General features: G+C 37.8%; 23 protein-coding genes, 1 pseudogene and 1 riboswitch. Of the genes and pseudogenes, 18 read left to right on the top strand and 6 right to left on the bottom strand.

Translation table 11 applies throughout. The annotated features are described in order from the left end of the window. Positions 1 to 32: 32 nt before the first annotated feature. Entirely contained in the window at positions 33 to 257 is a 225-nt protein-coding gene (locus CKV65_RS05000) for a hypothetical protein (RefSeq protein ID WP_027890287.1), read from the bottom strand. A 258-nt stretch (positions 258 to 515) separates the two neighbouring features. Here CKV65_RS05000 and CKV65_RS04995 point away from each other — a divergent pair, with 258 nt between their 5' ends. The 4 genes from CKV65_RS04995 to CKV65_RS04980 all read left to right on the top strand — a co-directional run bounded on the left by CKV65_RS04995 (position 516) and on the right by CKV65_RS04980 (position 5,310). Continuing rightward, positions 516 to 1,088: a PepSY domain-containing protein gene (locus CKV65_RS04995; RefSeq protein WP_027890286.1), complete on the top strand. Its 573-nt coding sequence runs from the start codon at positions 516 to 518 to the stop codon at positions 1,086 to 1,088. Between the two features lie 184 nt (positions 1,089 to 1,272). Next, positions 1,273 to 2,562: an L-cysteine desulfidase family protein gene (locus CKV65_RS04990; protein WP_027890285.1), complete on the top strand. Its 1,290-nt coding sequence runs from the start codon at positions 1,273 to 1,275 to the stop codon at positions 2,560 to 2,562. 331 nt (positions 2,563 to 2,893) lie between these two features. Next, complete coding sequence (locus tag CKV65_RS04985) at positions 2,894 to 3,466, top strand: 3'-5' exonuclease family protein (protein WP_027890284.1); 573 nt, start codon at positions 2,894 to 2,896, stop codon at positions 3,464 to 3,466. A gap of 380 nt (positions 3,467 to 3,846) precedes the next feature. Beyond that, a complete protein-coding gene (locus CKV65_RS04980) occupies positions 3,847 to 5,310 on the top strand; it encodes a pyruvate carboxylase subunit B (protein ID WP_027890283.1) in 1,464 nt (487 codons plus the stop codon). Between the two features lie 833 nt (positions 5,311 to 6,143). On the opposite strand, the gene CKV65_RS04970 is transcribed toward CKV65_RS04980, so the two are convergent. The 3 genes from CKV65_RS04970 to CKV65_RS04960 all read right to left on the bottom strand — a co-directional run bounded on the left by CKV65_RS04970 (position 6,144) and on the right by CKV65_RS04960 (position 8,881). After that, the gene (locus tag CKV65_RS04970; protein WP_027890282.1) at positions 6,144 to 6,719 is read right to left on the bottom strand and encodes an ANTAR domain-containing response regulator; all 576 of its coding nucleotides are present in this window, start codon (positions 6,717 to 6,719) and stop codon (positions 6,144 to 6,146) included. Positions 6,720 to 6,723: 4 nt separating this feature from the next. Then, complete coding sequence (locus tag CKV65_RS04965) at positions 6,724 to 8,145, bottom strand: histidine kinase N-terminal domain-containing protein (protein ID WP_027890281.1); 1,422 nt, start codon at positions 8,143 to 8,145, stop codon at positions 6,724 to 6,726. A 73-nt stretch (positions 8,146 to 8,218) separates the two neighbouring features. Then, positions 8,219 to 8,881: a C40 family peptidase gene (locus tag CKV65_RS04960; RefSeq protein ID WP_027890280.1), complete on the bottom strand. Its 663-nt coding sequence runs from the start codon at positions 8,879 to 8,881 to the stop codon at positions 8,219 to 8,221. Positions 8,882 to 8,887: 6 nt separating this feature from the next. Next, positions 8,888 to 9,018, bottom strand: a riboswitch (cyclic di-AMP (ydaO/yuaA leader). Between the two features lie 181 nt (positions 9,019 to 9,199). Between CKV65_RS04960 and recA the strand changes: the two genes are divergently transcribed. Next, positions 9,200 to 10,267 (top strand): recombinase RecA, encoded by a 1,068-nt coding sequence (gene recA, locus CKV65_RS04955; RefSeq protein ID WP_027890279.1) that lies wholly within the window; start codon positions 9,200 to 9,202, stop codon positions 10,265 to 10,267. Continuing rightward, positions 10,248 to 10,709, top strand: a complete 462-nt coding sequence (locus CKV65_RS04950; protein WP_027890278.1) for a regulatory protein RecX — start codon at positions 10,248 to 10,250, stop codon at positions 10,707 to 10,709. The genes recA and CKV65_RS04950 overlap by 20 nt, the downstream gene beginning before the upstream one ends. Positions 10,710 to 10,763: 54 nt before the next feature. On the opposite strand, the gene CKV65_RS04945 is transcribed toward CKV65_RS04950, so the two are convergent. Beyond that, positions 10,764 to 11,219 (bottom strand): MerR family transcriptional regulator, encoded by a 456-nt coding sequence (locus CKV65_RS04945; RefSeq protein WP_027890277.1) that lies wholly within the window; start codon positions 11,217 to 11,219, stop codon positions 10,764 to 10,766. 128 nt (positions 11,220 to 11,347) lie between these two features. Here CKV65_RS04945 and CKV65_RS04940 point away from each other — a divergent pair, with 128 nt between their 5' ends. The 12 genes and pseudogenes from CKV65_RS04940 (at position 11,348) to CKV65_RS04890 (ending at position 21,631) form a co-directional block, all read left to right on the top strand. Further along, entirely contained in the window at positions 11,348 to 12,517 is a 1,170-nt protein-coding gene (locus CKV65_RS04940) for an iron-containing alcohol dehydrogenase (protein ID WP_027890276.1), read from the top strand. Between the two features lie 126 nt (positions 12,518 to 12,643). Further along, complete coding sequence (locus CKV65_RS04935; RefSeq protein ID WP_027890275.1) at positions 12,644 to 13,255, top strand: flavodoxin; 612 nt, start codon at positions 12,644 to 12,646, stop codon at positions 13,253 to 13,255. Positions 13,256 to 13,335: 80 nt separating this feature from the next. Continuing rightward, positions 13,336 to 14,181, top strand: coding sequence for a DMT family transporter (locus CKV65_RS04930; RefSeq protein ID WP_027890274.1), 846 nt, complete (start codon positions 13,336 to 13,338; stop codon positions 14,179 to 14,181). Between the two features lie 29 nt (positions 14,182 to 14,210). Continuing rightward, entirely contained in the window at positions 14,211 to 15,107 is an 897-nt protein-coding gene (locus tag CKV65_RS04925) for a LysR family transcriptional regulator (RefSeq protein WP_027890273.1), read from the top strand. A 103-nt stretch (positions 15,108 to 15,210) separates the two neighbouring features. Beyond that, positions 15,211 to 16,212, top strand: a complete 1,002-nt coding sequence (locus CKV65_RS04920; RefSeq protein ID WP_027890272.1) for an aldo/keto reductase — start codon at positions 15,211 to 15,213, stop codon at positions 16,210 to 16,212. A 12-nt stretch (positions 16,213 to 16,224) separates the two neighbouring features. Next, entirely contained in the window at positions 16,225 to 16,362 is a 138-nt protein-coding gene (locus CKV65_RS10925) for a hypothetical protein (protein ID WP_231922719.1), read from the top strand. 15 nt (positions 16,363 to 16,377) lie between these two features. Further along, positions 16,378 to 17,067 (top strand): annotated as a pseudogene (locus CKV65_RS04915) (aldo/keto reductase); the annotation flags it as partial. A gap of 236 nt (positions 17,068 to 17,303) precedes the next feature. Continuing rightward, positions 17,304 to 18,158, top strand: a complete 855-nt coding sequence (locus CKV65_RS04910) for an alpha/beta hydrolase (RefSeq protein WP_331715175.1) — start codon at positions 17,304 to 17,306, stop codon at positions 18,156 to 18,158. A gap of 19 nt (positions 18,159 to 18,177) precedes the next feature. Then, complete coding sequence (locus CKV65_RS04905) at positions 18,178 to 18,810, top strand: flavodoxin family protein (protein WP_027890271.1); 633 nt, start codon at positions 18,178 to 18,180, stop codon at positions 18,808 to 18,810. A 23-nt stretch (positions 18,811 to 18,833) separates the two neighbouring features. Continuing rightward, positions 18,834 to 19,373, top strand: a complete 540-nt coding sequence (locus tag CKV65_RS04900) for a flavodoxin family protein (protein ID WP_027890270.1) — start codon at positions 18,834 to 18,836, stop codon at positions 19,371 to 19,373. A gap of 298 nt (positions 19,374 to 19,671) precedes the next feature. Further along, entirely contained in the window at positions 19,672 to 20,595 is a 924-nt protein-coding gene (locus CKV65_RS04895) for an AEC family transporter (protein WP_027890269.1), read from the top strand. Between the two features lie 19 nt (positions 20,596 to 20,614). Continuing rightward, positions 20,615 to 21,631 (top strand): alpha/beta hydrolase, encoded by a 1,017-nt coding sequence (locus tag CKV65_RS04890; protein ID WP_027890268.1) that lies wholly within the window; start codon positions 20,615 to 20,617, stop codon positions 21,629 to 21,631. Between the two features lie 58 nt (positions 21,632 to 21,689). Here CKV65_RS04890 and CKV65_RS04885 read toward each other — a convergent pair whose 3' ends face one another. Then, complete coding sequence (locus tag CKV65_RS04885) at positions 21,690 to 23,102, bottom strand: alanine/glycine:cation symporter family protein (RefSeq protein WP_027890267.1); 1,413 nt, start codon at positions 23,100 to 23,102, stop codon at positions 21,690 to 21,692. Between the last annotated feature and the right edge of the window lie 96 nt (positions 23,103 to 23,198).

The following is a 23,198-nucleotide window of genomic DNA, read 5'->3' as shown; positions in this document are numbered from 1 at the left end:
TAACATAAAATAAATATGTATTAATTGATAGATTATAAATTATGAGTACTATGACAAGATGTGTAATCATCATTATCATTTAAATTTATAAATTCTTCATTAGTAAATGCGATTTTTATGCCAATAAACTGAATGATAGCAAGGGCTATGTCTGCACTGATAGAAATAGCTAACATAATAGGGCTACCGGAAGCAAGGGAAAGAATTATACCACAGATAAGAAATACGATTGTTTCTATAAAAATAATATTTTTCATAATAAGCACCTCATTTCGTTTCACATTATAACATAACAAAATGGGGAGTCAATAAAAGCAAAGAAAGTTTCTATCTTAAAATTGTTATAAATTATACATATTTTTTAATAATTTTATGAAATGAATATATATATTTATTATATTTTTGATAAGTTGCTATATTGTTATAGAATGGTGTTTAAGTTTATAATATACATAGAGATAATTTTATTAAATAGATTAAAAATAATTGTATTTTTATTTATAGGAGGTATAAAAATGAAATGGCTTTTGGTTGGAATATTTGTAGTTTTATCCTTGGGCATTATTGGATGTGGACAATCAGAAGTAACATCAGAAAATAGTTCATTACCCAATGACATGAACAAAAAATCAACAAAAACCATTGAGTTTAAAGATATTGATGATAAGACGGCTTTTTTAATTGCTCTCGATGATGCAAGTGTGCCACAGGATAATGCGTATAATATTAAGATTGAAAAAGATGAAGATGGAAACATTCCTATTTATGATATTGAATTTGAAACAAATTATGGTGATTATGATTATGAAATAGCCATAGAAGATGGGAGTATTATTGGGGCTGATTATGAGGTAGATGAGAATTGGTTTGATAGATTAGGTGGCAGTCCTGTCACAATAGATGAAGCAAAACAAATTGTACATGAAAAAGTGTTAAATGCGCCAATAGATACAATTGAAATTTGGAAAAAATCTTCAAATGGACGAGATTATTATGAAGGTAAATTGTCATTCAATAATATAAAATATGAATTTGAAATTGACTCAGCAACGGGTATTATCTATGATTGGAATGCAGATTTAGAATAAAATATTTATAAAAAATAAGTGATACTTTTTAGTATTGCTTTTTTTATGTAATAGACTTAAATAAAATCTTTTCAGAGTGTACATAATGATATGGTTTGTTTATATTTTTATTTGTTCGACTTATTTTTTTTCTAGTAGTATGGTATACTTTTAGTAGTTAAATATGTGAAAGGAAGCGATTTTTATGCAACAGGAAATTTATGAAAATTACATTAATATTTTAAAAGAGCAATTAGTTCCTGCATTAGGTTGTACAGAACCAATTGCAATCGCTTATGCTGGAGCGAAAGCAAGAGAAGTATTAGGTGAATTTCCACAAAAAGTAGTAGTTAAATGCAGTGGAAATATAATAAAGAACGTAAAAGGTGTTACTGTGCCAAATTCAGGTGGTTTAAAAGGAATTGATACAGCAGCATTATTAGGTATCATCGGTGGTAAAGCTGATATGCAATTAGAAGTATTAGAAAGTGTCACTGATGAAGATAGAATGTATTTGCGTGAATTGTTGCAAAAAGATATTTGCACTTGTGATTTAGTACCAGGTACGGATAATTTATACATTGATATCACTGTTTATTTTGACAATCATAGTGCGCAGGTAGTAATTTCTGATTCACATACAAATATAATTAAAATTGTTAAAGATGATACAGTTATTTACGATAAAGTGAATAAAATTGCCCATGTTGAAAATTCTGCTCCAGCAGATAAATCCTTATTAAATGTAAAAGATATCATTGAATTTGCAAATACTGTAAATATAGATGATATAAAACCGATTTTGGAAAGACAAGTAAAATGTAATATGGCAATAGCTAGCGAAGGTATTAAAAATAAATATGAAGCTAATGTCGGTCGCAATTTATTAGCTTTATATGGTGAAGATATTTTACCAATAAAAGCTAGAGCTATGGCTTCGGCTGCTTCAGAAGCGAGAATGAGTGGTTGTTCCTTGCCTGTAGTAATTAATTCAGGTAGCGGAAATCAGGGAATAACAACTTGCGTTCCACTTGTAGTTTATGCCCAGTATTATAATATTCCAGAAGAAAAAATGTATCGCGCTTTAGCTGTGAGTAATTTATTAGCTATTCATCAGAAAAAATATATTGGCAATTTGTCTGCTTTTTGTGGTGCAGTAAGTGCTTCATATGCTTGTAGTGCAGCTATAACGTATATGCTCGGAGGCAATTTTAACCAAATTGCATCTACAATTATCAATACACTTGGAAATACTTGCGGTATAATTTGCGACGGAGCAAAACCTTCTTGCGCAGCAAAGATTTCATCTTCATTAGATGCAGCACTTTTAGCGCATACAATGAGTATGAAAGGCGATGGTTTTAAATCTGGTGAAGGTATTGTAAAAGATGATTTAGAAAAAACCATTAGAGCTGTAGGTTATATTGGTAAGGAAGGTATGAAATCAACTGATATTGAAGTCTTAAATATAATGATAGATAAAGTCTGTCCATGATAAAAAATTAATGCACGATTTAGCTAGATTAATTGATAGAAATTTATAAATAAATCTTTAAATAATGATAAAAATAAATTAGTTTGATAAAATACGTGGTAAATAAAATTATTTAAAGAATATGATTTAATATTAATTAATCTAGCTATTGTATTTTTATATGGTTTAGTTTATTTTATCGATGATATCATAAAATATTATTTGATATATATTAATGAAAAATTTATAATAATATTGCACTAGAAATATTATTTTGATTGTGGAATTCACCGTATTTGTAGTATTATATTGTAAGAGAAAAATAAAAGATTATAAATAGGATGTGTTCAATTTGGTTTTTAGACAAGATTGTATTGCCTTTGTAGACCGTGAGCCGTCTGTAATATTTTTTGATATGGAGATGACTGGCGGAAATACCAAATATGATGAAATTTTGCAGCTTAGTATTATAGATTTATATAAAGGTGTTTTATTTAATGAATATATCAAACCGAAAAGATGTAAGTCATGGAAAGATACGGAAAGTATTCATCATATAACACCACAAATGGTAGAAAATTGTTTTACGATGAGTGCATTTCGTCGCGATATTAAAAATATTTTTAAACATGCGGATATGGTTGTGGGCTATGGTATAGAAAATGATGTGCGATTTATGCAAAAAGACCATATATATGTTGGTAGAAATTCTATACTATATGATTTACAAAAATCTTTTTCACGTATTTATAGTCATGATAATAATATGCCTAGTTTGAAATCTTGTGCAAATTATTGTCGTTGTCCTAATTTCGGCGAAGTTCATAATAGTTTAACAGATGTATATATAACGGTGTATTGTTTTATTATGATGTATGGATTAGATATTCCAGCTTGGCTTAATAAAGCAATTAAACAAAATTAATTTGAATAGTATATATATAAGTAAATATATCGGTTTAGAATTATAAATTTTATTTATTATTATATTAAATGTGTTAAAAAAATCACATAAAGTCATTGACAATAGTTTTATTAATACCTATACTGTAATTAGAATGTTTAAGGAATGTGCAACGGTTTAAAACGACACATTTTTGATATATATAATAAGTAAAATCTTATGAGAAATATGTCATAATACCTCTGTTTTAATCATGAGGATATTAATACAAAGGTTGGGGCATCAGCCTTGAAGCTTGATATAAAAAAATTAAAAATATATCATTTAGACTTCGAATTTTTTATAATATTGTTATAGAAAATATGCCAATTGCATATATATGAAGGAGTGTTTATTTTATTATGGCAAAAGTAAAAATTACTGAAACAGTATTACGCGATGGCCATCAGTCCTTACTCGCTACTCGTATGCGTCTTTCCCAGATGCTTCCGCAGCTCGAAGCTCTCGATGCTATCGGCTATAAATCTTTGGAAGCTTGGGGCGGTGCAACATTCGATAGCTGCCTTCGTTTCCTTGATGAAGATCCATGGGAACGTCTTGACACATTGAAAGCACATCTCAAAACTCCTATTCAGATGTTACTTCGTGGTCAGAACCTCTTAGGTTACTATCAATATCCAGATGATGTTGTTCGTGCTTTCGTTAAAAAAGCAGCTCAACATGGTATCGGTGTATTCCGTATCTTCGATGCTTTAAATGATACTCGTAACCTTAAAACAGCTATTGATGCTGCAAAAGAAGCAAAAAATGAAGTTGATCATTATCTAGAAGTTCAGGGTTGCTTAGTTTACACTGTTGGTGGCCCTCATACTACTGATGAATTTGCAGAACTTGCTAAAAAACTTGATGCTATGGGCGTTGATTCCATCTGCATCAAAGATATGTCTGGTTTGCTCGAACCATACACAGCTTATGACCTCGTTAAAAAATTAAAAGCTGCAACTAAACTTCCTATCCAGCTCCATACTCACTACACTAGTGGTTTTGGTTCCATGGCTTACTTAAAAGCTATTGAAGCTGGCGTTGATGTTATCGACTGCGCACTTTCTCCATTTGCTCTCGATACTTCCCAGCCTTGCACAGAAACTATGGTTGCTGCTCTTGAAGGAACTGAATACGATACTGGTCTTAACCGTCAAGCTATGACTCCTATCGCTAAACATTTCCTCAAAGTAAAACAGGATATCATTAAAGAATTCAACTTAAAAGGTTACTTCGATGTTAACCCTAACGTTCTTGACTTCCAGATTCCTGGCGGTATGTTATCCAACCTTGTTAACCAGTTAAAAGAAGCTGGCATGGAAGACAAATATCAAGAACTTCTTGATGAAATGCCACGTGTTCGTGCTGACCTTGGCTATCCTCCACTCGTAACTCCTTCTAGCCAAATCGTTGGTACAATGGCTACATTTAACGTTATGACTGGCGAACGTTATAAAATGGTTCCAAAAGAATTTAAAGAACTTGCTAGCGGCAGATTTGGTCGTACTCCACAGCCTGTTAACCCTGAAGTTCTCGAAAAATGCGGCATTAAACAAGAAGATATCATTACTTGCCGTCCTGCTGACCTTCTCGAACCAGGCATGGAAAAATTCAAAGCAGAACTTGCTGCAAAAGGTTTCCCTAACGCTTCTGAAGAAGATGTTCTTTCTTACGCTTTATTCCCAGCTGTTGCTGAAGAATTCTTCAAAAAACGTACTAAAAAACAACTTCAAGCTCTTGGCGTTGCTAATCCTACAGACGAAGATATTCTTCTTTACAACCTCGATGTAGAAGTTGCTAAAAAATTCTTCGCTGCTAAATAATTTTTACGGTAATAAAAAGACTTCACTTTATGTGAAGTCTTTTTTTGTTATTTAATATAAAAATGATTAAATTAAATGGTATTTTTGATTATCTTTTGACGTGGATGTTTCCAATATAATTTTTCACAACGTGGACTACAAAATTTTTTTCGTCTATCTTTTTCATCAGTAACGAGTACTTGTTTCTTGCATTTATGGCAATAAAACATTCGTATTATTTTTGCATTTTGAACATGTTTATGTTCAGGTCGTTTTTTATCGTAATATACTGTTTTATGGTGTATTTTTCTACAGTGAGAGCAACAGTAAGTATGGTGGTTATTTCGTACTTTAAAAATGGTATGACATACAGGGCATATTTTACTCATATATTATGTCAAATTCTCCTTCTATAGTTGTAATAATTATTTTTTATTAGTAAGAAAATAAATTAAAGGGGAATAATATTTATTTTATATTTTGTAATATAGTGTCTTATTATATTTAATAGAAAATTTTAAATAATGTTTAATTATTAAAATATTATTTGTTCAGTAAGAAAAAATTTTTCTTTACCTACGTAATTGGTGTAATAAAAATTTGTAAAATATAATTTTTTATTTTTATAAACTAGCATAAAATCAGTTCCTTTCTGTGTAGAATTTTTAATTAGTGCTTCATATTATGGTATAAAAACTGATTGTAATTGATACTAGGATAATAGAATAGCAGTATTTATTGTAAAAAACAATAGAATATATATGGGATTATAATAAAAAATAATTAAATTTTTATGAGAAGGTAAAAAGAAAAAGCCATTAGGAATATTATTCCTAAATGGCTTTTTGTTAAAATTATTTAGTTGCAGCATGGATAATAGCTTCTGCTACTTCTTTTATGGATTTTCGTTTTGCCATGCTGTATTTTTGAATACGGCGATAAGCTTCGCTTTCAGTGAGATTGTATGCATCCATTAATATACCTTTAGCTCGGTCAAGTGTTTTACGCATTTCTAATGAATTTTTGACATTATTAAGGTCTTGCTCTAATTGTTGGATTTCAGCAAAACGCGATAAGGCTATTTCAATTGCTGGAAAAAGATTAGCAGGTTGAATAGGTTTTACAAGATAAGCTAAAACGCCAGAATCCTTTGCTTTTTCTACAATATTTTTTTGACTGAATGCTGTAAGTAATATTACAGGTGCTAGTTTTTCTTCGGATATGATTTTAGCAGCGGTGATACCGTCCATTTCAGGCATTTTTATATCCATTATAACTAAATCTGGTTTTAAACGACGAGTTAATTCCACGGCTTTTAAACCGTTAACACTTTCACCGACAATAGTATGTCCGACTTCTTCTAACATTTCTCTTAAGTCCATACGAATAATAGATTCATTATCTGCTATAACGATATTTAATTTAGTCATGTAATTAGTCACCTTCTGTTAGAGATTTAAATGGAATAGTTATTAGAGCATGCGTACCATGGTCATTGTACATAGTAAAAGAACCACCAATATCACCTTCTACCAAATTGCGAACAATTTGTAAGCCTAATGATTTTGAAGTTTGCGGTGAAAAATTTTCTGGCAAACCACAGCCATTATCGTATAGTTCGATGATATATTCTACAGAGTTCTGAGTGATATTAAGCCCTATAAGTCCTTCGTTTTTGACAGCAAAACCATGTTCAATGGAATTTAAAATTAATTCATTAATAATTAAGGCTAAGCTACTGGCTTGTTTTGATGGTAATATAATATTATCACCAGAAAATTCGGCTGTAAGATTAAAGCTATTGTCAATCATATTTTGTTTTACTAAGGTTAATATATTTGTAGTAACCTCTACGACATCAATATTTTCTTCACCTTGTTGTGATAAAAATTCATGCACAACAGATATACTGAGTATACGATTGATGCTTTCTCGCAGAGCTTCTTTTACTTCAGGAGAATTTGAACGACGTGATTGTAAGCGCAAAAGACTGGCAATTGTTTGAAGATTGTTTTTTACGCGATGATGTATTTCTTGAATTACAGCAGATTTTATCATCAATTCTTTATCTTTTTTGCGTATTTCTGTTATATCAGATAAAATTATTATTCTTGTTACTAGATTGCCTGTTTCCATGATTGGAATGTCGCGTTTTAAAATGATTAAATTGCCTGCTTCAATTTCTTTTTCATAAGGGTATTTATTTAAAATTGTTTCTTTTGTTATATGCATGGTGAGTTGGCGGTCAAAGATATGACAACCAATTAAATTATTGATACCGAGTACATGGTAAATGCGAGAAGCTGCTAAATTAGCAAATATAATTCGTTCATCTTTGTCAGTTATTATTATACCATCGCGTGAAGAGATGGATTTATACATATGGCTATCAGCATTTTTATCGGCATTTTTTAAAAGTATTAATGCTGTCCGCATTAGGCGAGAAAATCCATCTTTTTTAGCATCATCACTATTTACTTCAAAACAAATTACAGCAATTACTTCATTATTATCATCTATAACAGGAAATGTATACATATTCAAGAATTTGCCAAAATCTAGTTCACGTTGTCCGTGACATTTTCTTTTAGTATCCATGGATTTTTTTATTAAGGGTTCTTGAATACAAGGAATTAATTTACCTAAAAGAAATTGCTTGAAAGGATTAAATGCTGTGTGTGGTTCAATTGTGGATACAACGACAAAGTTATTTTTTATTTTGGCTCTGACGTAGACGGCTATATGAGCATAAGTTAAATCTGCAACAAGTGGTAATACTTTATTGAGTTGTTGTAATAGATTGATTTTCATACCGGATAAATTAGTGTAGCGTCTGCAATTTTCTGAAATGATCATAGTTTACCTCCTTTTAGATAAAGAAAAAAGGAGACAACAAAAATATTGTCTCCCCTGATTACATTATATGTAATTATAATACTCTACGTGCGCCAATATAAGTGTTTGCCCAATAAGACATACTTAAAGAATCAACGACGACACCTCTACTGGAAGAAGCATTAATGAATTTTCCATCACCTAAATAGATGCCTACATGAGAAGCACCATAAGTATACGTAGAGAAGAATACTAAGTCACCTGGCATAAGATTGTCATAAGAAACAGGTACACCTACTTCGTATTGTACATCTGCTGTACGTGGAAGAGAAATACCGGCACTGGCAAATACGTAACGAGTAAAACCAGAACAATCGAAGCCACTAGGAGTTGTACCGCCGAATACATAAGGTACACCAACATAATTTAAGGAATTATTAATAATACGTCTTGCTATGTAGTTAGAACTACGACTAACTACTGGCATGTTGCGTCCCATCAATGCCTGATATGTCATGGCACCAACTAAACCATCGTTGTCAAGACCATTAGCACTTTGAAATGCTTGAACAGCTGCTTGAGTTGCTGGACCAAAATCACCATCAGCCGTAACATCATAGCCTTGGCTGGCAAGTGCTGCCTGAATTTCTGCTATTTCATTGCCTTGGTCGCCTAATCTAAAAGAAGACGCGCTAGCAATGGAAGCCATACAAATTAAACACAAAGATAGGACTAAAATACGAACTACTTTACTCAAAAAAAAGACTCCTCTCATTAAAGCCTACGAGATTAGCTGACGGGTTAGAATAAGAGTTATTCTTTCATATATAATTATGAATTCACCCCAAAGAAATGGTTCTCCCGCTCCTGAGTTAGATTCGGCCTGTAATATAATGCTCTAAAAAAATTAACACTGTTTATTATTTTACACTATTTCATAAAAAATCTCAATAATTTTGTCTGATTTTTATATTTTATTTGCAAAAGTTCGGTTTTCTGAACAATATTCTTGATTAAAGTTGATGAATTAGAGTATAATTTAATCATTGGTTATTAATAAGAGGTGATTTTTTTCATGGATAAATCAATGGATAAAGTTGAAGCATTGCAAAATGCTTTAAAACAAATTGAACGTGATTTTGGCAAAGGTTCTATTATGAAATTGGGCGATGCCAGTGCTAATATGAATATTGAAGTAATTCACACAGGCTGTTTACCACTTGATGCAGCTTTAGGTGTTGGCGGTGTACCTCGTGGTCGTATTGTTGAAATTTTTGGCCCTGAATCATCTGGTAAAACAACAGTTGCACTTCATATGGTTGCAGAAGCACAAAAAATTGGCGGTATAGCAGCTTTCATCGATGCAGAACACGCACTTGACCCGATATATGCTAAAAAACTTGGCGTGGATATCGATAATTTGCTCATTTCTCAACCAGATAATGGAGAACAAGCTTTGGAAATCGTTGATGCATTAGTGCGAAGCGGCGCAATAGATATAGTTGTAGTCGATTCAGTAGCAGCACTCGTACCAAAAGCTGAAATTGAAGGCGATATGGGAGATTCTCATGTAGGTTTGCAGGCACGACTTATGTCACAAGCTATGCGCAAATTGACAGGTGTCATCAGTAAATCCCGTACAACAGCAATATTCATCAACCAAATTCGTGAAAAAGTTGGCGTTATGTTCGGCAATCCAGAAACGACTACAGGCGGTCGTGCGTTGAAATTCTATGCTTCCATTCGTCTTGATGTGCGCAAAATAGATACAATTAAACAAGGCAATGACCCAGTTGGTAGTCGCACACGTATTAAAGTTGTTAAAAATAAAGTTGCTCCACCATTTAAGCAAGCTGAATTTGACATCATGTACGGTGAAGGAATTTCACGCGAAGGCAGCCTCATCGATATGGGCGTAGCCTTTGAAATCATGGATAAGAGCGGTTCATGGTTCTCATATCAAGGTACACGTCTTGGTCAAGGTAAAGAAAATGTAAAAGCATATCTTAGAGAACATGCCGATACAGCTTTGGAAATAGAAAATAAAATTAGAGAAAAATTATTCGCTAGACCAAATGAAGGAGAAGCTGTTGAAGAAGAAGACGTAGCAGCTTCAGTTGAAAATGAAAAAGCAGAACAATAAAACGGCACTTGTATATGCTGTAGACCTTTTGGCGGTGCGTCCTTACAGTGAAAAGCAATTAGTGGATAAGCTGAAAAGACGCGGTTATGATGAAGCGGAAATTGCCACAGCGATGGAAAAATTACTGAACCGCCGCTATATAGATGACAACGACCTGTGTCAGCGACAATATACGGCATATATCAACGAACAGAAACGCAGTATCAAGGCTATTTTATATAAATTAAAGGAAAAAGGCTTCAGCTCCGCCGATATTGAAAATGCTCAGATAAAATGCGATATTGACACGGATAATTATGAATACCGTACCTGTATGAAACTTTTGGCAGCACATTTCAGACGAACAGCGGACAGACAGAAATGTCAGGCGTACCTTTACCGTAAAGGATTTAACTTTTCCGCAATCAGAAATGCCGTTGATGATTTCTTAAATGAAATATAAATAAAAGAAACAGCTAAAAGATAAAATTTTATCCTTTAGCTGTTTTTTGCATGTTCACTTTTCATTCAAGCGACGCAGTTTATGACGTACTGGCCGAAATTCCTCCGGCAGCTCATCTTCCTTCATATTACGGGGAACTTTCGTCGTACCTGCCTCTTTGGCGGTTTTATAATACCAGCATTTGAATTTCAAAATTTTTAACTGCTCTTCCAGAGAAGCAATAGTTTCTTCCACATGTCGGCGTTGCTGCTGGAACATTTCCAGCCTTTTATCGATGGAAGCATCGCCCTGTTCAACTAGCTTAATAAATTCACGGATATTTTTTACAGGCATACCGGATTTTTTCAGGCAGTCAATAATGAGCAGCCATTCAATATCACTGTCCTTGAACAGGCGGATACCGCTTTCGGAGCGGTCAACAAACGGCATTAATCCCATTTTATCGTAAAAACGAAGCGTAGACGATGGAATATTTAAGTATTTAGCAATTTCTCCTATAGTGTAGGGCATATACATCACCTTAATAAAATTTTTTCTAAAAAATACTTGACTTAAACATTTGTTTAAGTCCTAGAATTTAACTAGATTTAAAAATAATATAACAAATATTATTCATAAATACAATGGAGGCTTTGAACATGGGATTTACTATGTATGTACCGACTAAAATTTTATTCGGACAAGGAGCTTTGGACAATCTGCACAAAGAAGACTGTCTCGGCGTGAACGCGATGATTGTATTGTCCAACGGCGTTTCCGCCAAAAAATACGGTTATTTAGATAAAGTGGAAGAACAATTATCCTTGGCAAAAGTCAACTATGCTGTTTTTGACAAGGTTCAGGCCAATCCGTTAAAGGATACGGTAATGGAAGGAGCAAAATTCTGCCGTGAAAATAAATGTGATTTTATCGTGGCACTGGGCGGCGGCAGCGTAATCGATTCGGCAAAAGCAATTGCCGTCATGGCGGTAAATGACGGTGATTTATGGGACTATATTGCCAGTGGCACAGGCAAAGGCCAGCCGATAACAAATAAACCGCTGCCGATTGTATCCATAAGCACAACAGCAGGCACCGGCTCGGAAGCTGATGCAGGCTGCGTAATAACCAATCCGGAAACGAATGAAAAAGTAGGTCTTAAGACGCCGGATATTTTCCCTGTACTTTGTGTGGAAGATATTAATCTGCAAAAATCTGTTCCGCCGAAATTTACTGCTTATCAGGGATTTGATGCACTGAGCCACAGCCTGGAAGGATATATCTCCAAATTTGCCAATCTGATGAGTGATATGTATGCTATCACCGCCATTGAAAATGTCGGCAGATATCTGGCACGTGCCGTGAATAACGGTAATGATTTGGAAGCGAGAGAACACGTGGCATTCGGCAATATTTTATCCGGAACCGTAATGTGTGTAGGTACGACTTCCAGCCAGCATTCACTGGAACATGCTTTATCCGCTTATCATCCGGAACTTCCGCACGGTGCAGGTCTTATTATGCTTTCCCGTGCATATTTCGGCAATATCATTAAACATAATGTATGTCCGGAACGCTTTATACAGATGGCAAAAGCCATGGGCATGGAAAATGCGACTAAAGCAGAAGATTTTCTCACTGTATTGGAAAAACTGCTGGAAGAGTGCCATGTAGCCGACTTAAAAATGAGCGACTACGGCATTACACCGGATGAATTTCCGAAAATGGCGGATAATGCCATGGGACCTATGGGCGGCCTGTTTGCCTGCGACAGAGTTCAGCTTACAAAAGAAGACTGCATAGCCATTTATCAGCAGTCATATAAATAATGCCCAACCGGGGATTTAAAATCTCATTTCTAATACAACAATACAACAACTAGCCATTTGATGTACCGGTTAAACTGGTTTAGGCGGTACATCAAATCAATACATAATAATCCGAGGAGTTTTGCAATGAAAAAATTAATCTCTATCTGTCTGACCGTAATGGTGTCGTTATTATTTGCCGCCTGCGGCAACGGTTCGGCTACTCAGTCAAACCAAAATCAAACTCAGGCTGAAAGTTCAGCACCGGCAAACGGCAGTTCAAATTCGGATAAGAAAATTTTAATAGCTTATTTTTCGCACAGTGGCAATACAGAGGCTGTAGCACAGCAGATACATGATATGATTGGCGGCGATATCGTGAAAATCGAAACGGTAAATCCGTATCCGAGCGATTACCATGAATGTACCGAAGTCGCTAAAGCGGAAAAGGACAGTAATGCACGACCGCAGCTAAGTACTGTTATTGACAACATGAATGATTATGATACAATATTCATTGGTTATCCTATTTGGTGGCATACAGCTCCGATGGCTATAGGAACATTTCTGGAAAGCTACGATTTAAGCGGTAAGACGATTGTTCCGTTTTGTACAAGCGGCGGCAGTGATATTTCCGAAAGTATGCCGATGATAAAAGAGCTTTGCCAAAAAGCCACAATAAAAGAAGGGTTGACTGCCAGCAAAAACGATGTTGAAAAAACAAAAGCCTGGTTACAAAAACTGGGTTATGTAAAATAAAATTTTAGCTATATGGAAAAGAGGTTGTGGAGATATCCTTCATAATCTCTTATTTTTTTAGAGAAAGAAGATGTGCTATCATGAACAGAGGTTTGGTTTTCGCCATGCTGTCTTCGCTTATGTTCAGCTTTATGAATGTTCTGGTTAAAGAGGCAAGTCATACGCTCGGTACAGGTGAAATTATTTTTGTACGCAGCGTCATTAGTATTTTCATGATATTACTTATCATGCGCATAGGAAAAATAAAATTTTCGCATAAAGACAGAGGAACTCTGATATTTCGCGGTGTCGTCGGCGGCATGAGCATGTGCCTGATATTCCTGGCTGTATCAGGCATGCACTTGGGCGATGCTTCCATATTGCAGCAGTTATCGGCATTTTTCGTGCTGATAATATCAGCAATTTACCTAAAAGAAAAACTGCCTTCACATACTATAATGCCTTTAATCATCATTGTTTTAGGAACATGTCTGATTTTGCGCCCATGGGAGTACAATTCTTTTTCCGTCTATGCGCTGTTTGCCATAGCTTCAGCCTTTACGGGAGCAGTTGTCTACACCACTATTCATAAATTATTCGAAAACGGCGGTCATACTTCATGGGAAGTAATATTTTATCTGTTCTTGTGCAGTGTATTTATCGGTCTTGCCATGATGTACAATAATCATCATATGCCTACCCGCTACGAATGGTTTCTGCTTTTGGGCATAGCACTGACCTCACTGTTCGGGCAGAATTTCATGACGCAGGCATATGAATTCGCCAATCAGGTACTTGTAAGCTTCGTCATGTATCTGGGCGTATTTTTCAATGCACTCTGGGGCTATGTATTTTTCGGCGAAATCATGCACACGCTGTCCGTAATCGGCGGTGTTCTGGTAATCGGCTCGTCCATTTACCTCAGTCATAAAAAAGCGCACAAATAACTTTATCTTAACTGAAAGCAGGTAATTTTATGTATAATCCGCAGATAGAAACTTTTTTAAAAGTTGCCGATGCCGGCAGTTTTTCCAAAGCAAGCGAGCAAATGTATATATCGCCGACGGCTGTCATCAAGCAGATTAATCTATTGGAAAATGAACTTAATCTGCAACTGTTCGTGCGGACGCACCGCGGTTTGACGTTGACAAAAGCCGGCAAATCTCTGTATAAAGACGCCAAATATATCATTGATTATAGCAAGGACGCTGTATTGCGGGCGCAAAAAGCAATGCAGGAAACGGAAGATACAATCCGCATAGGCATATCACCAATGACACCGGGGCAGTTTCTGCTGGACATCTGGGATAAAATCCATGTTAAATATCCCGATATGAAATTTCAGCTTGTTCCGTATGCCAATACACCGGAAAATGCACGGGAAATTTTAAAAAATCTGGGCGACAATATTGATTTGGTGGCAGGCGTATTTGATGAAAAATTTTTACAGACACGCGGCTGTAAGGCTCTGAAACTCTGCATGACGCCGATTTGCTGCGGCGTATCTATCCATCATAGACTGGCGGAGAAAAAAATTCTGTCTCTTGACGACCTGTCAGGTGAAAATCTGATGATTATCACTGAAGGCTGGAATAAATATATAGATGAAATGCGCCGTGATTTGCAGAAAAACCGTCCTGATATAAATATAACGGATTTTCCTTTCTACAGTCTGGATGTATTCAACCAATGCGAAAACAGCAACGGTATTTTAACGGTAATTCCGAATTGGGTCAATACACATCCACTGATAAAAATAATTCCCGTCGACTGGAATTACAAAGTTCCGTTCGGTATAATGCACGCGCCAAATCCCACTCCGCATGTGCGTCAGCTACTACAGACAATAGAGGAAATACTGCTTTGCTTATAACTTTCAGGTTTAAACTGGTAAACAAAGAGAAACTTCTGTCAGATGGATTATTTATTTATACTTAAATAGAAGGTTAAACATTTTACAGAAGGGAAGTTTTGCTATGAAATACCAGATTTTAGGCAAGAATTTAAAAGTTTCCGCTGTCGGTCTCGGATGTATGGGTCTTAGCCATGCTTACGGCGAACCGGTGGATAAGGATACAGCCGTAAAATTTATTCAAAAAGCCGTAGAAGCAGGTTATACTTTCTTCGATACGGCAGAAATTTACGGTACGGCGGACGACCCGCATATCAATGAAAAAATCGTGGGCGAAGCCCTAAAGCCCTACCGCGATAAAGTTGTCATCGCTACGAAGTTCGGCATTACCTTCGACCATGACAGCGGCATAATTCCGCTGCCGCTCGTTACCGATTCCCGACCGGAGGTCATCCGCAAATCAGTGGAAGGTTCGCTGAAAAGACTGCAGACCGACCATATAGACCTATACTATCAGCACCGCCTTGATAAAAATGTGCCGATTGAAGAAGTGGCAGGTGTTATGGCGGATTTAATCAAGGAAGGAAAAATCCTGCACTGGGGTTTGTCGGAAGCGACGGAAGAAACAATCCGCCGGGCACATAAAATCTGTCCGCTGACAGCAATTCAAAACCGTTATCATATGATGTACAGAAATTATGAAAATCTGTTTTCCGTGCTGGAAGAACTGAATATCGGCTTTGTCGCATTCAGCCCGCTGGCCAACGGCTTTCTTTCAGGAAGATATACGGCGGACAGCCGATTTACGGAAAAAGGTGATTACAGGGCAGTTATGCCGCAGTTTCAGCCAGAAGCATATGAAAGTAACAGAAAATTATTACAACTGATTAATGATATGGCTGAAGAAAAACAGGCAACACCTGCACAGATTTCCCTTGTATGGATGATTTGCAAAAAACCGTATATCGTGCCAATTCCGGGAACGAGAAAGGAAAACAGACTTATTGAAAATATAGGAGCCGCCGACATAAATCTTACAGCTCAGGAAATTGCTCAAATAGATAAGGCTTTGGCTGAAATGGATATGTCGGAAGTTTACGGCGGTACAAAAGTTATAAATAAATAAGAGGCTATTGAAATGGAATATGTAATTTTAAATAATGGCGTAAAAATGCCAAAACTGGGTTACGGCGTATATCAGGTTTCCGCCGATGAATGCGAACGATGCGTAACCGATGCTATCAGTGTCGGCTACCGACTGATTGACACGGCTTAATCTTACGGCAATGAAGAGGGAGTCGGCAGAGCCGTCGCTAAATGCGAATTGCCGCGCGAAGATTTGTTCCTGACCACGAAAATCTGGATTTCCAACGGCGGTTATGATAACGCAAAAGCTTCAATCGATGTTTCACTTCAGAAACTGCAAACAGATTATATCGATTTAATGCTTATTCACCAGCCTTTCAACGATTACTACGGAACATACCGCGCTATGGAGGATGCTTATAAAGAAGGCAAACTGCGTGCTATCGGTATTTCCAATTTCTATCCGGACAGATTTGTCGACCTGTGCAGTTTCGTGGAAATAAAACCGGCTGTAAATCAAATAGAAACACATGTTTTCCATCAACAGAAAAAAGCTCATGCCATCATGCAGAAATACCATGTTCAGCATGAAGCATGGGGACCGTTTGCCGAAGGCAGAAAAGATATGTTCACCAATCCGGTTCTGGTGGAAATAGGCAGAAAATACAATAAAAGCGCAGCTCAGACAGCACTGCGATTTCTCATGCAGAGTGATGTAGTCGTAATTCCGAAGTCAACACATAAAGACCGTATGCAGGAAAATATCAGCATATTCGATTTTAAACTGAGCGATGATGATATGAAGGCGATTGCCGCACTGGATGAAAAAGAAAGCGCATTTTTCTCGCATTATGACCCTGAAACAGTGGAAATGATAATAAATCTGGCTAGATGAAAGGATGTTGCAAGATGAAAATAAAAACATTAACGGCAGGTTTGGCTCTGGCACTGAGCGTATGTACAACTTCAGCTTTTGCTATGGACAAGCCAGTAACGATTGCCGACCAGGGAAGCTTTTTTGCCGGATGAACGGTAGTACAAAATGAAGGCACGTATGATTTTGCAAAGCCGACAAATCCGCAGGGACAGACGCTTCACGGCGACCATGCGTACGTATTTTATCAAAAACCGATAAATGCTCATAAATATCCGCTCGTCTTTCTGCATGGTGCCGGACAATCTGCTAAAACATGGGAAACTACACCTGACGGACGCGACGGCTTCCAGAATATTTTTCTGAGCCGCGGCTACAGTGTTTATCTTGTTGACCAGCCGCGCCGCGGTAAAGCCGGACGCGCTACCGTTTCGGGAAATATTGCGGCAGTACCGGACGACCAGATGTGGTTTGATAATTTCCGTCTGGGCAAATATCCTGATTTTTATAAAAACAGCCAGTTCCCGCAGGGCAAAGAAAGTTTGAACCAGTTTTACAGACAGGTAACGCCGAATACAGGTGATTATGATGCAAACGTGATAAGCGACGCTATGGCGAAAGTTTTCGACAAATCAGGTGAAGGAATACTTGTAACTCATTCACAGGGCGGCGGTCCTGGCTGGTATACGGCAATCAAATCGGACAAAGTAAAAGCAGTCATTGCCTATGAACCGGGCAGCGGTTTTGTATTCCCTGAAGGAGAAGTTCCGCAGCCTCTGGCTACAAGCAGTCCTTTCGGTGCACTCGCTGGAGAAGCAATTCCGATGGAGGATTTCATGAAACTGACGAAAATTTCTATCGTTATTTATTACGGCGATAATATAGCAACACAGCCTACTGACGAATGGAACAAAGACAGCTGGCGCGTACGTCTGGAAATGGCAAGATTATGGGCGGATACCGTTAATAAATACGGCGGAGACGTAACAGTAGTTCATCTCCCTGATATCGGTATCACAGGCAATACTCACTTCCCGTTCGCCGACCTCAACAATGTAAAAATAGCCGACGTTACGGAAGCATGGATGCACGAAAAAGGCTTGGATAAATAACAATAGGGAGATGACGATTTTGAAAGTTTTACTGGTAAACGGCAGCCCGCATAAAAACGGCTGTACGTATACAGCTCTTTGTGAAGTGAGTAAATCTTTAAACCAGAATGAAGTGGATACCGATATTTTCTGGATTGGAACAAAACCTATTGCCGGCTGCACGGGCTGTCACGGTTGCGATAAGAAAAATAAATGCGTATTCAATGACACGGTTAATGAATTCCTGGAAATTGCCGGTGATTATGACGGATTTGTATTCGGTACGCCGGTTCACTGGGGCGGTATTTGCGGCAGCATGACTTCTTTCATGGACAGAGCTTTTTATGCCGACCTCTGTGGCAAAGGCGGCCGTTTTCTCTTAAAACCAGCAGCAAGCGTGATATCCGCAAGACGGGCCGGAACCACGGCAACATGGGACCAGATAAACAAATATTTTGCTCTTATGCAGATGCCGATTATTTCTTCACGCTACTGGACAATCGTTCACGGAGCGAAAGCGGAAGATGTTCAGCAGGATATCGAAGGAATACAGACTATGCGTATTTTAGGTAAAAATATGGCGTATTTTCTCAAATGCAAGGATATTGCCACAAAAATGGGCATATCAATGCCGGAACAGGAAACAGCCGTTTTGACTAATTTCATTCGTTAAATTTATATTAGGAGAGTTTTATCATGGGAAAATCTGTTTTAGTTATAGCCGGAAGCCCGCGCAAAGGCGGCAATTCCGATATTTTATGCGACCAGTTCATTAAAGGCTGCGAAGAGGCCGGCCATACAGCGGAAAAAATCTACCTGCGCGATAAAAAGATAAATTTCTGTCTTGCCTGCTATGTCTGCAAGAAAACAGGTCGCTGCTTCCAAAATGACGACGTAGCCGAAATCATTGACAAAATGGAAAAAGCCGATGTTATCGTACTGGCGTCGCCTGTTTACTTCTATGCCATCAGCGGACAGATGAAAACACTGATTGACCGCACACTGCCTTGTTATTATCCGGGAAGTCTCAGTCATAAGGATTTTTATTTTATCATCACGGCAGCCGAAGAAGAAGCTTTTACGAAAAGAGCACTTGATGCTCTGTACGGTTTAGTCGACTGTATTGAAGATGCCACAGTAAAAGGAATAGTCTACGGAACGGGCGCATATGAAAAAGGCGACGTCAAAAAACTTCCGGCAATGAATATAAGCTATAAAATGGGAAAAAACACATAAATAGTGTTCATTTTTCTCTGAAGCTCAAAGAAATAACTCCAAATCACCACGGGCACAAAACTTGAGATGATTAGTAAATTCAACGTCCTTCAGCTCAATTTAAATTTCTGCTGGACATTTGAAGATACGAGCCGAATTCCAAACGTTTCTAGCTATTGTACCGGCTGTATCTATATAAGCATCTTGAAGACTCGCCCAGTGCAGCGTAAGCAAAACGTAAAAAAGGTTTCTTTTTGGTTCGTTTTTCTTTACGTCAAAGAAAAACGAACATAATAAAACTCATGAAGGAAATGATACAATGCCTGTATTACAGCAAATGCTGATTTTTTTCGTAATGATGGCGGTAGGCATGTATGCCCGCAAAAAGAATATGCTGACAAAGGATAATCAGGCGCAGATTTCAGCGATAGTGGTCAATATAGCATATCCTGCCATCATTCTGTCCGGTGCCGTGAGCGAAGGCGAGCGTATTCAGGGGACGGATTTGCTTATAGCCGTAGGAGCTGCCTGCGGTTTACTTGTACTGGCAATGATTGGCGCATATCTGTTGCCGATTATCCTGCGTTATCCGAAAAATCAGCGCGGCATTATCAATGTAATGGTCGTTTTTACCAATATCGGCTTTATGGGTGTACCGATGATTGACGGTCTTTACGGCAAAAGCGCGCTTATTTATATGACGGTATTTTTAATACCGTTTAATCTGCTGTTTTTCTCTTATGCTATTCAGACTATCCGTGGAAAGAAAGACCCGAATCAGAAATTCAGCCTGAAAAGTCTGCTCAATAACGGTATGATAGCATGTTTTCTGTCGATTATTATTTATCTTGCCGATATCCGTCTGCCGTATTTCATCACCTCATCCATTCATATGGTGGGTGCTACAACGGCACCGCTTGCTATGATGCTGATGGGGTCGTTTTTAATGGATATTCGGTGGTCGGAAATTTTTACGGACAGGAAAATAATTCTGTTTACTATAATCAAAATGATTGTGATACCGGTTGTAATCGTATTTATCCTGGGACAGTTCGTGCATAATAATCTGCTTTTGGCGGTATGTATGGCGGCACTGGCTACACCGTCGGGCAATGTAATTGCGCTCTTGGCGGCTCTGTACAATAAAGAGGCGTATCCCGTATCCGTAAAAGGGATTGCGCTTACAACACTTGTTTCCGTATTTACCATGCCGCTTGTATTCATGCTGGCAGGCTTAGAATAAATCGAAGGAGGATTTTACAATGATTACACTTGAAACACAGGGCAGTTTTGCTATCGGCGGAACTACCGTTACACATGACGGTGAATTTTCCATGCAGCGTTTTCTTGAACCGGAAGGACAGACGGCTTACGGCGACCACGCTTACGTATTTTATCAGAAACCGGTCAATGCCAGAAAATTTCCGATAATATTTCAGCATGGCGGAGCACAGTCCAAGCGTACATGGGAAACGACACCGGACGGACGCGACGGTTTTCAGAATATATTCCTGCGTAAAGGGTACAGCGTATATTTAATTGACCAGCCGCGAATTGGCGAGGCCGGTCTTTCCACTGAAGCAGCCGACGCGCAAAATCCGTATGCACAGAACCCGCTTTATGCGGATAAGACTTTATTCATGCTGTGCCGATTGGGAGTTTTTCCGGAATTGTTTCCAAATGTGCAGGTAGCAAACGATGCGGAAACTTTAAATCAGTTTCAGCGCAGTTGGACACCGTATACGGGTAAGCTTGACGATAATCTGTGTGCAAAAGTACTGGCACAGCTTTTTGATAAAGTCGGTGAAAGTATTCTCGTAACGCATTCCATGGGCGGCAGTATTGGCTGGCGTACACCGTTTCATACAAAAAATGTAAAAGCTATTGTTGCATTTGAGCCGGGCGGTACACCGTTCGTATTTCCGGAAAATGAACTGCCTGAATCGATACCGACGACATATGCACCGGTGGCAGCGCAGGCGGAGGAAGTACCGCTTGAAAAATTCAAGAAATTGACGCAAATGCCGATTATTCTGTATTATGGTGATAATATCGCCAGCAAACAGACGAACGTTATCGGACCGGATAAATGGCGCAGTGAAATGGCAATGGCCCGCAAATTCGTCGAAACAATCAACAGACACGGCGGCAGGGCGGAACTTGTCCATCTGCCGGATATTGGCATCTTCGGCAATACACATTTTCTGATGTCGGATTTAAATAATGAAGAAATTGCCAACCTTATGGAAAATTGGCTGAAACAGCAAAATTTAGCATAATAAAAAGCAGACTATTATTCGATAGTCTGCTTTTTTGCTAAGTTTTTTAATTAAGTTTTCACTTATTATCTTTCCACCAGTAAATACCGTCCTGCTTCGGCAGAATGCTGGCTTTGAATACCGGCTCTTTAATACCCTGTTTTTTCTGCTGTTCGTAGTCTTTCAGTGCAATAAATGCGATTTTACCCAGTAACAGAATTGCAATGACGTTCGTTGTTGCCATCAATGCCATAAACAGGTCGGCAAGGTTCCAGACAAGGCTAAGTTCGGCAATAGAACCGAAAAATACCATGAATGTAACGAGTACACGGAAAATATTCAGATACAGCGGGTTGTCAGACAGGTATTTTATATTTATTTCACCATAGTAATAGTTGCCGACAATGGAAGTGAAGGCGAACAAAATAATGAATACGGCTACGGCAGAAACAGCAATATCACCGAAATACAACGATAAATCGTACTGCACCAGCTGAATGCCTGTAAGTCCTGTCGACTGATAATCGGTACTTAAAAGAACGATGAAAGCCGAAGAGGAACAGATTAAAAACGTATCAACGAAAACACCGAACGACTGGATAAGTCCCTGTTTTACAGGATGCGTAACTTCAGCCGTAGCTGCAGCATTCGGCACAGACCCCATACCGGCTTCATTGGAGAATAAGCCGCGTTTGATACCGGTCATGATAGCAGCACCGAAACCGCCGCCGGCAACGGAGTCAATGCCCCAGGCATCTTTAAAAATAACTGCGAAAATATGCGGCAGTTCAGTTATATTATAAAACGTGATAAATAAAGCTACAAGAATATACAAACCCGCCATAAACGGCACGAGGTATTCGGAAACACGCGCAATACGTTTAAGTCCGCCGAAAATTACGATAGCGGAGATAATTGCAATTACAATGCCGATATACGTTGCATCAAAACCGAAAGCCGTCTGCATGGACAGAGAAATTGTATTGGATTGAACTGAATTGAAAATAAGACCGTACGTAATACTGATTATGATAGCAAAAAATACAGCTGCTTTCGTGCTGTGCAGGGCATTTTTAATATAAAAAGCAGGACCGCCCAGATAACCCTTGGCATCAGTACGCGGAATTTTATAAATCTGTGCCAGTGTACTTTCGACAAAACCGGAAGCTGCACCAAGAAAAGCAATCAGCCACATCCAAAATACCGCACCGGGACCGCCAAGCACGACAGCAATAGCGATACCGGCAATATTGCCTACGCCTACACGGGAAGCCGTACTTACACAAAATGCCTGAAAGGAAGAAATCTGCTGGCCTTCCGTCTTATTGCCGACACCTTCCGTCATAAGACGAATCATTTCACGTATCATGCGAAGCTGTACAAAACGTGTGCGGATACTGAAAATGACACCAGCGGCAATCAGCAGGATAATAAGAACATAACTCCAGAAAATATCGTTTATCTGACTGACGATACTGTTTAATAACTCCATAAAAAAACCTCCTGTAAAATATTGTAAAAAAACATTAATATTATACCATTAATGATTGTACAAAAAAAGCTTTGGCTATTTTAAAATAACCAAAGC

Source organism: Megamonas hypermegale (genome assembly GCF_900187035.1).
Taxonomy (GTDB): domain Bacteria; phylum Bacillota; class Negativicutes; order Selenomonadales; family Selenomonadaceae; genus Megamonas; species Megamonas hypermegale.
This window is presented reverse-complemented; position numbering and strand designations above follow the sequence as displayed.

Coding starts and splice junctions, on each gene's coding strand:
- CKV65_RS04980 (WP_027890283.1), top strand. CDS start 3,847: ATGGCAAAAGTAAAAATTACTGAAACAGTATTACGCGATGGCCATCAG.
- CKV65_RS04970 (WP_027890282.1), bottom strand. CDS start 6,719: ATGACTAAATTAAATATCGTTATAGCAGATAATGAATCTATTATTCGT.
- CKV65_RS04920 (WP_027890272.1), top strand. CDS start 15,211: ATGAAATACCAGATTTTAGGCAAGAATTTAAAAGTTTCCGCTGTCGGT.
- CKV65_RS04935 (WP_027890275.1), top strand. CDS start 12,644: ATGAAAAAATTAATCTCTATCTGTCTGACCGTAATGGTGTCGTTATTA.
- CKV65_RS04950 (WP_027890278.1), top strand. CDS start 10,248: ATGAAAAAGCAGAACAATAAAACGGCACTTGTATATGCTGTAGACCTT.
- CKV65_RS04990 (WP_027890285.1), top strand. CDS start 1,273: ATGCAACAGGAAATTTATGAAAATTACATTAATATTTTAAAAGAGCAA.
- CKV65_RS04995 (WP_027890286.1), top strand. CDS start 516: ATGAAATGGCTTTTGGTTGGAATATTTGTAGTTTTATCCTTGGGCATT.
- CKV65_RS04900 (WP_027890270.1), top strand. CDS start 18,834: ATGGGAAAATCTGTTTTAGTTATAGCCGGAAGCCCGCGCAAAGGCGGC.
- CKV65_RS04940 (WP_027890276.1), top strand. CDS start 11,348: ATGGGATTTACTATGTATGTACCGACTAAAATTTTATTCGGACAAGGA.
- recA (WP_027890279.1), top strand. CDS start 9,200: ATGGATAAATCAATGGATAAAGTTGAAGCATTGCAAAATGCTTTAAAA.
- CKV65_RS04930 (WP_027890274.1), top strand. CDS start 13,336: ATGAACAGAGGTTTGGTTTTCGCCATGCTGTCTTCGCTTATGTTCAGC.
- CKV65_RS04895 (WP_027890269.1), top strand. CDS start 19,672: ATGCCTGTATTACAGCAAATGCTGATTTTTTTCGTAATGATGGCGGTA.
- CKV65_RS05000 (WP_027890287.1), bottom strand. CDS start 257: ATGAAAAATATTATTTTTATAGAAACAATCGTATTTCTTATCTGTGGT.
- CKV65_RS04945 (WP_027890277.1), bottom strand. CDS start 11,219: ATGCCCTACACTATAGGAGAAATTGCTAAATACTTAAATATTCCATCG.
- CKV65_RS04925 (WP_027890273.1), top strand. CDS start 14,211: ATGTATAATCCGCAGATAGAAACTTTTTTAAAAGTTGCCGATGCCGGC.
- CKV65_RS04885 (WP_027890267.1), bottom strand. CDS start 23,102: ATGGAGTTATTAAACAGTATCGTCAGTCAGATAAACGATATTTTCTGG.
- CKV65_RS10925 (WP_231922719.1), top strand. CDS start 16,225: ATGGAATATGTAATTTTAAATAATGGCGTAAAAATGCCAAAACTGGGT.
- CKV65_RS04965 (WP_027890281.1), bottom strand. CDS start 8,145: ATGATCATTTCAGAAAATTGCAGACGCTACACTAATTTATCCGGTATG.
- CKV65_RS04890 (WP_027890268.1), top strand. CDS start 20,615: ATGATTACACTTGAAACACAGGGCAGTTTTGCTATCGGCGGAACTACC.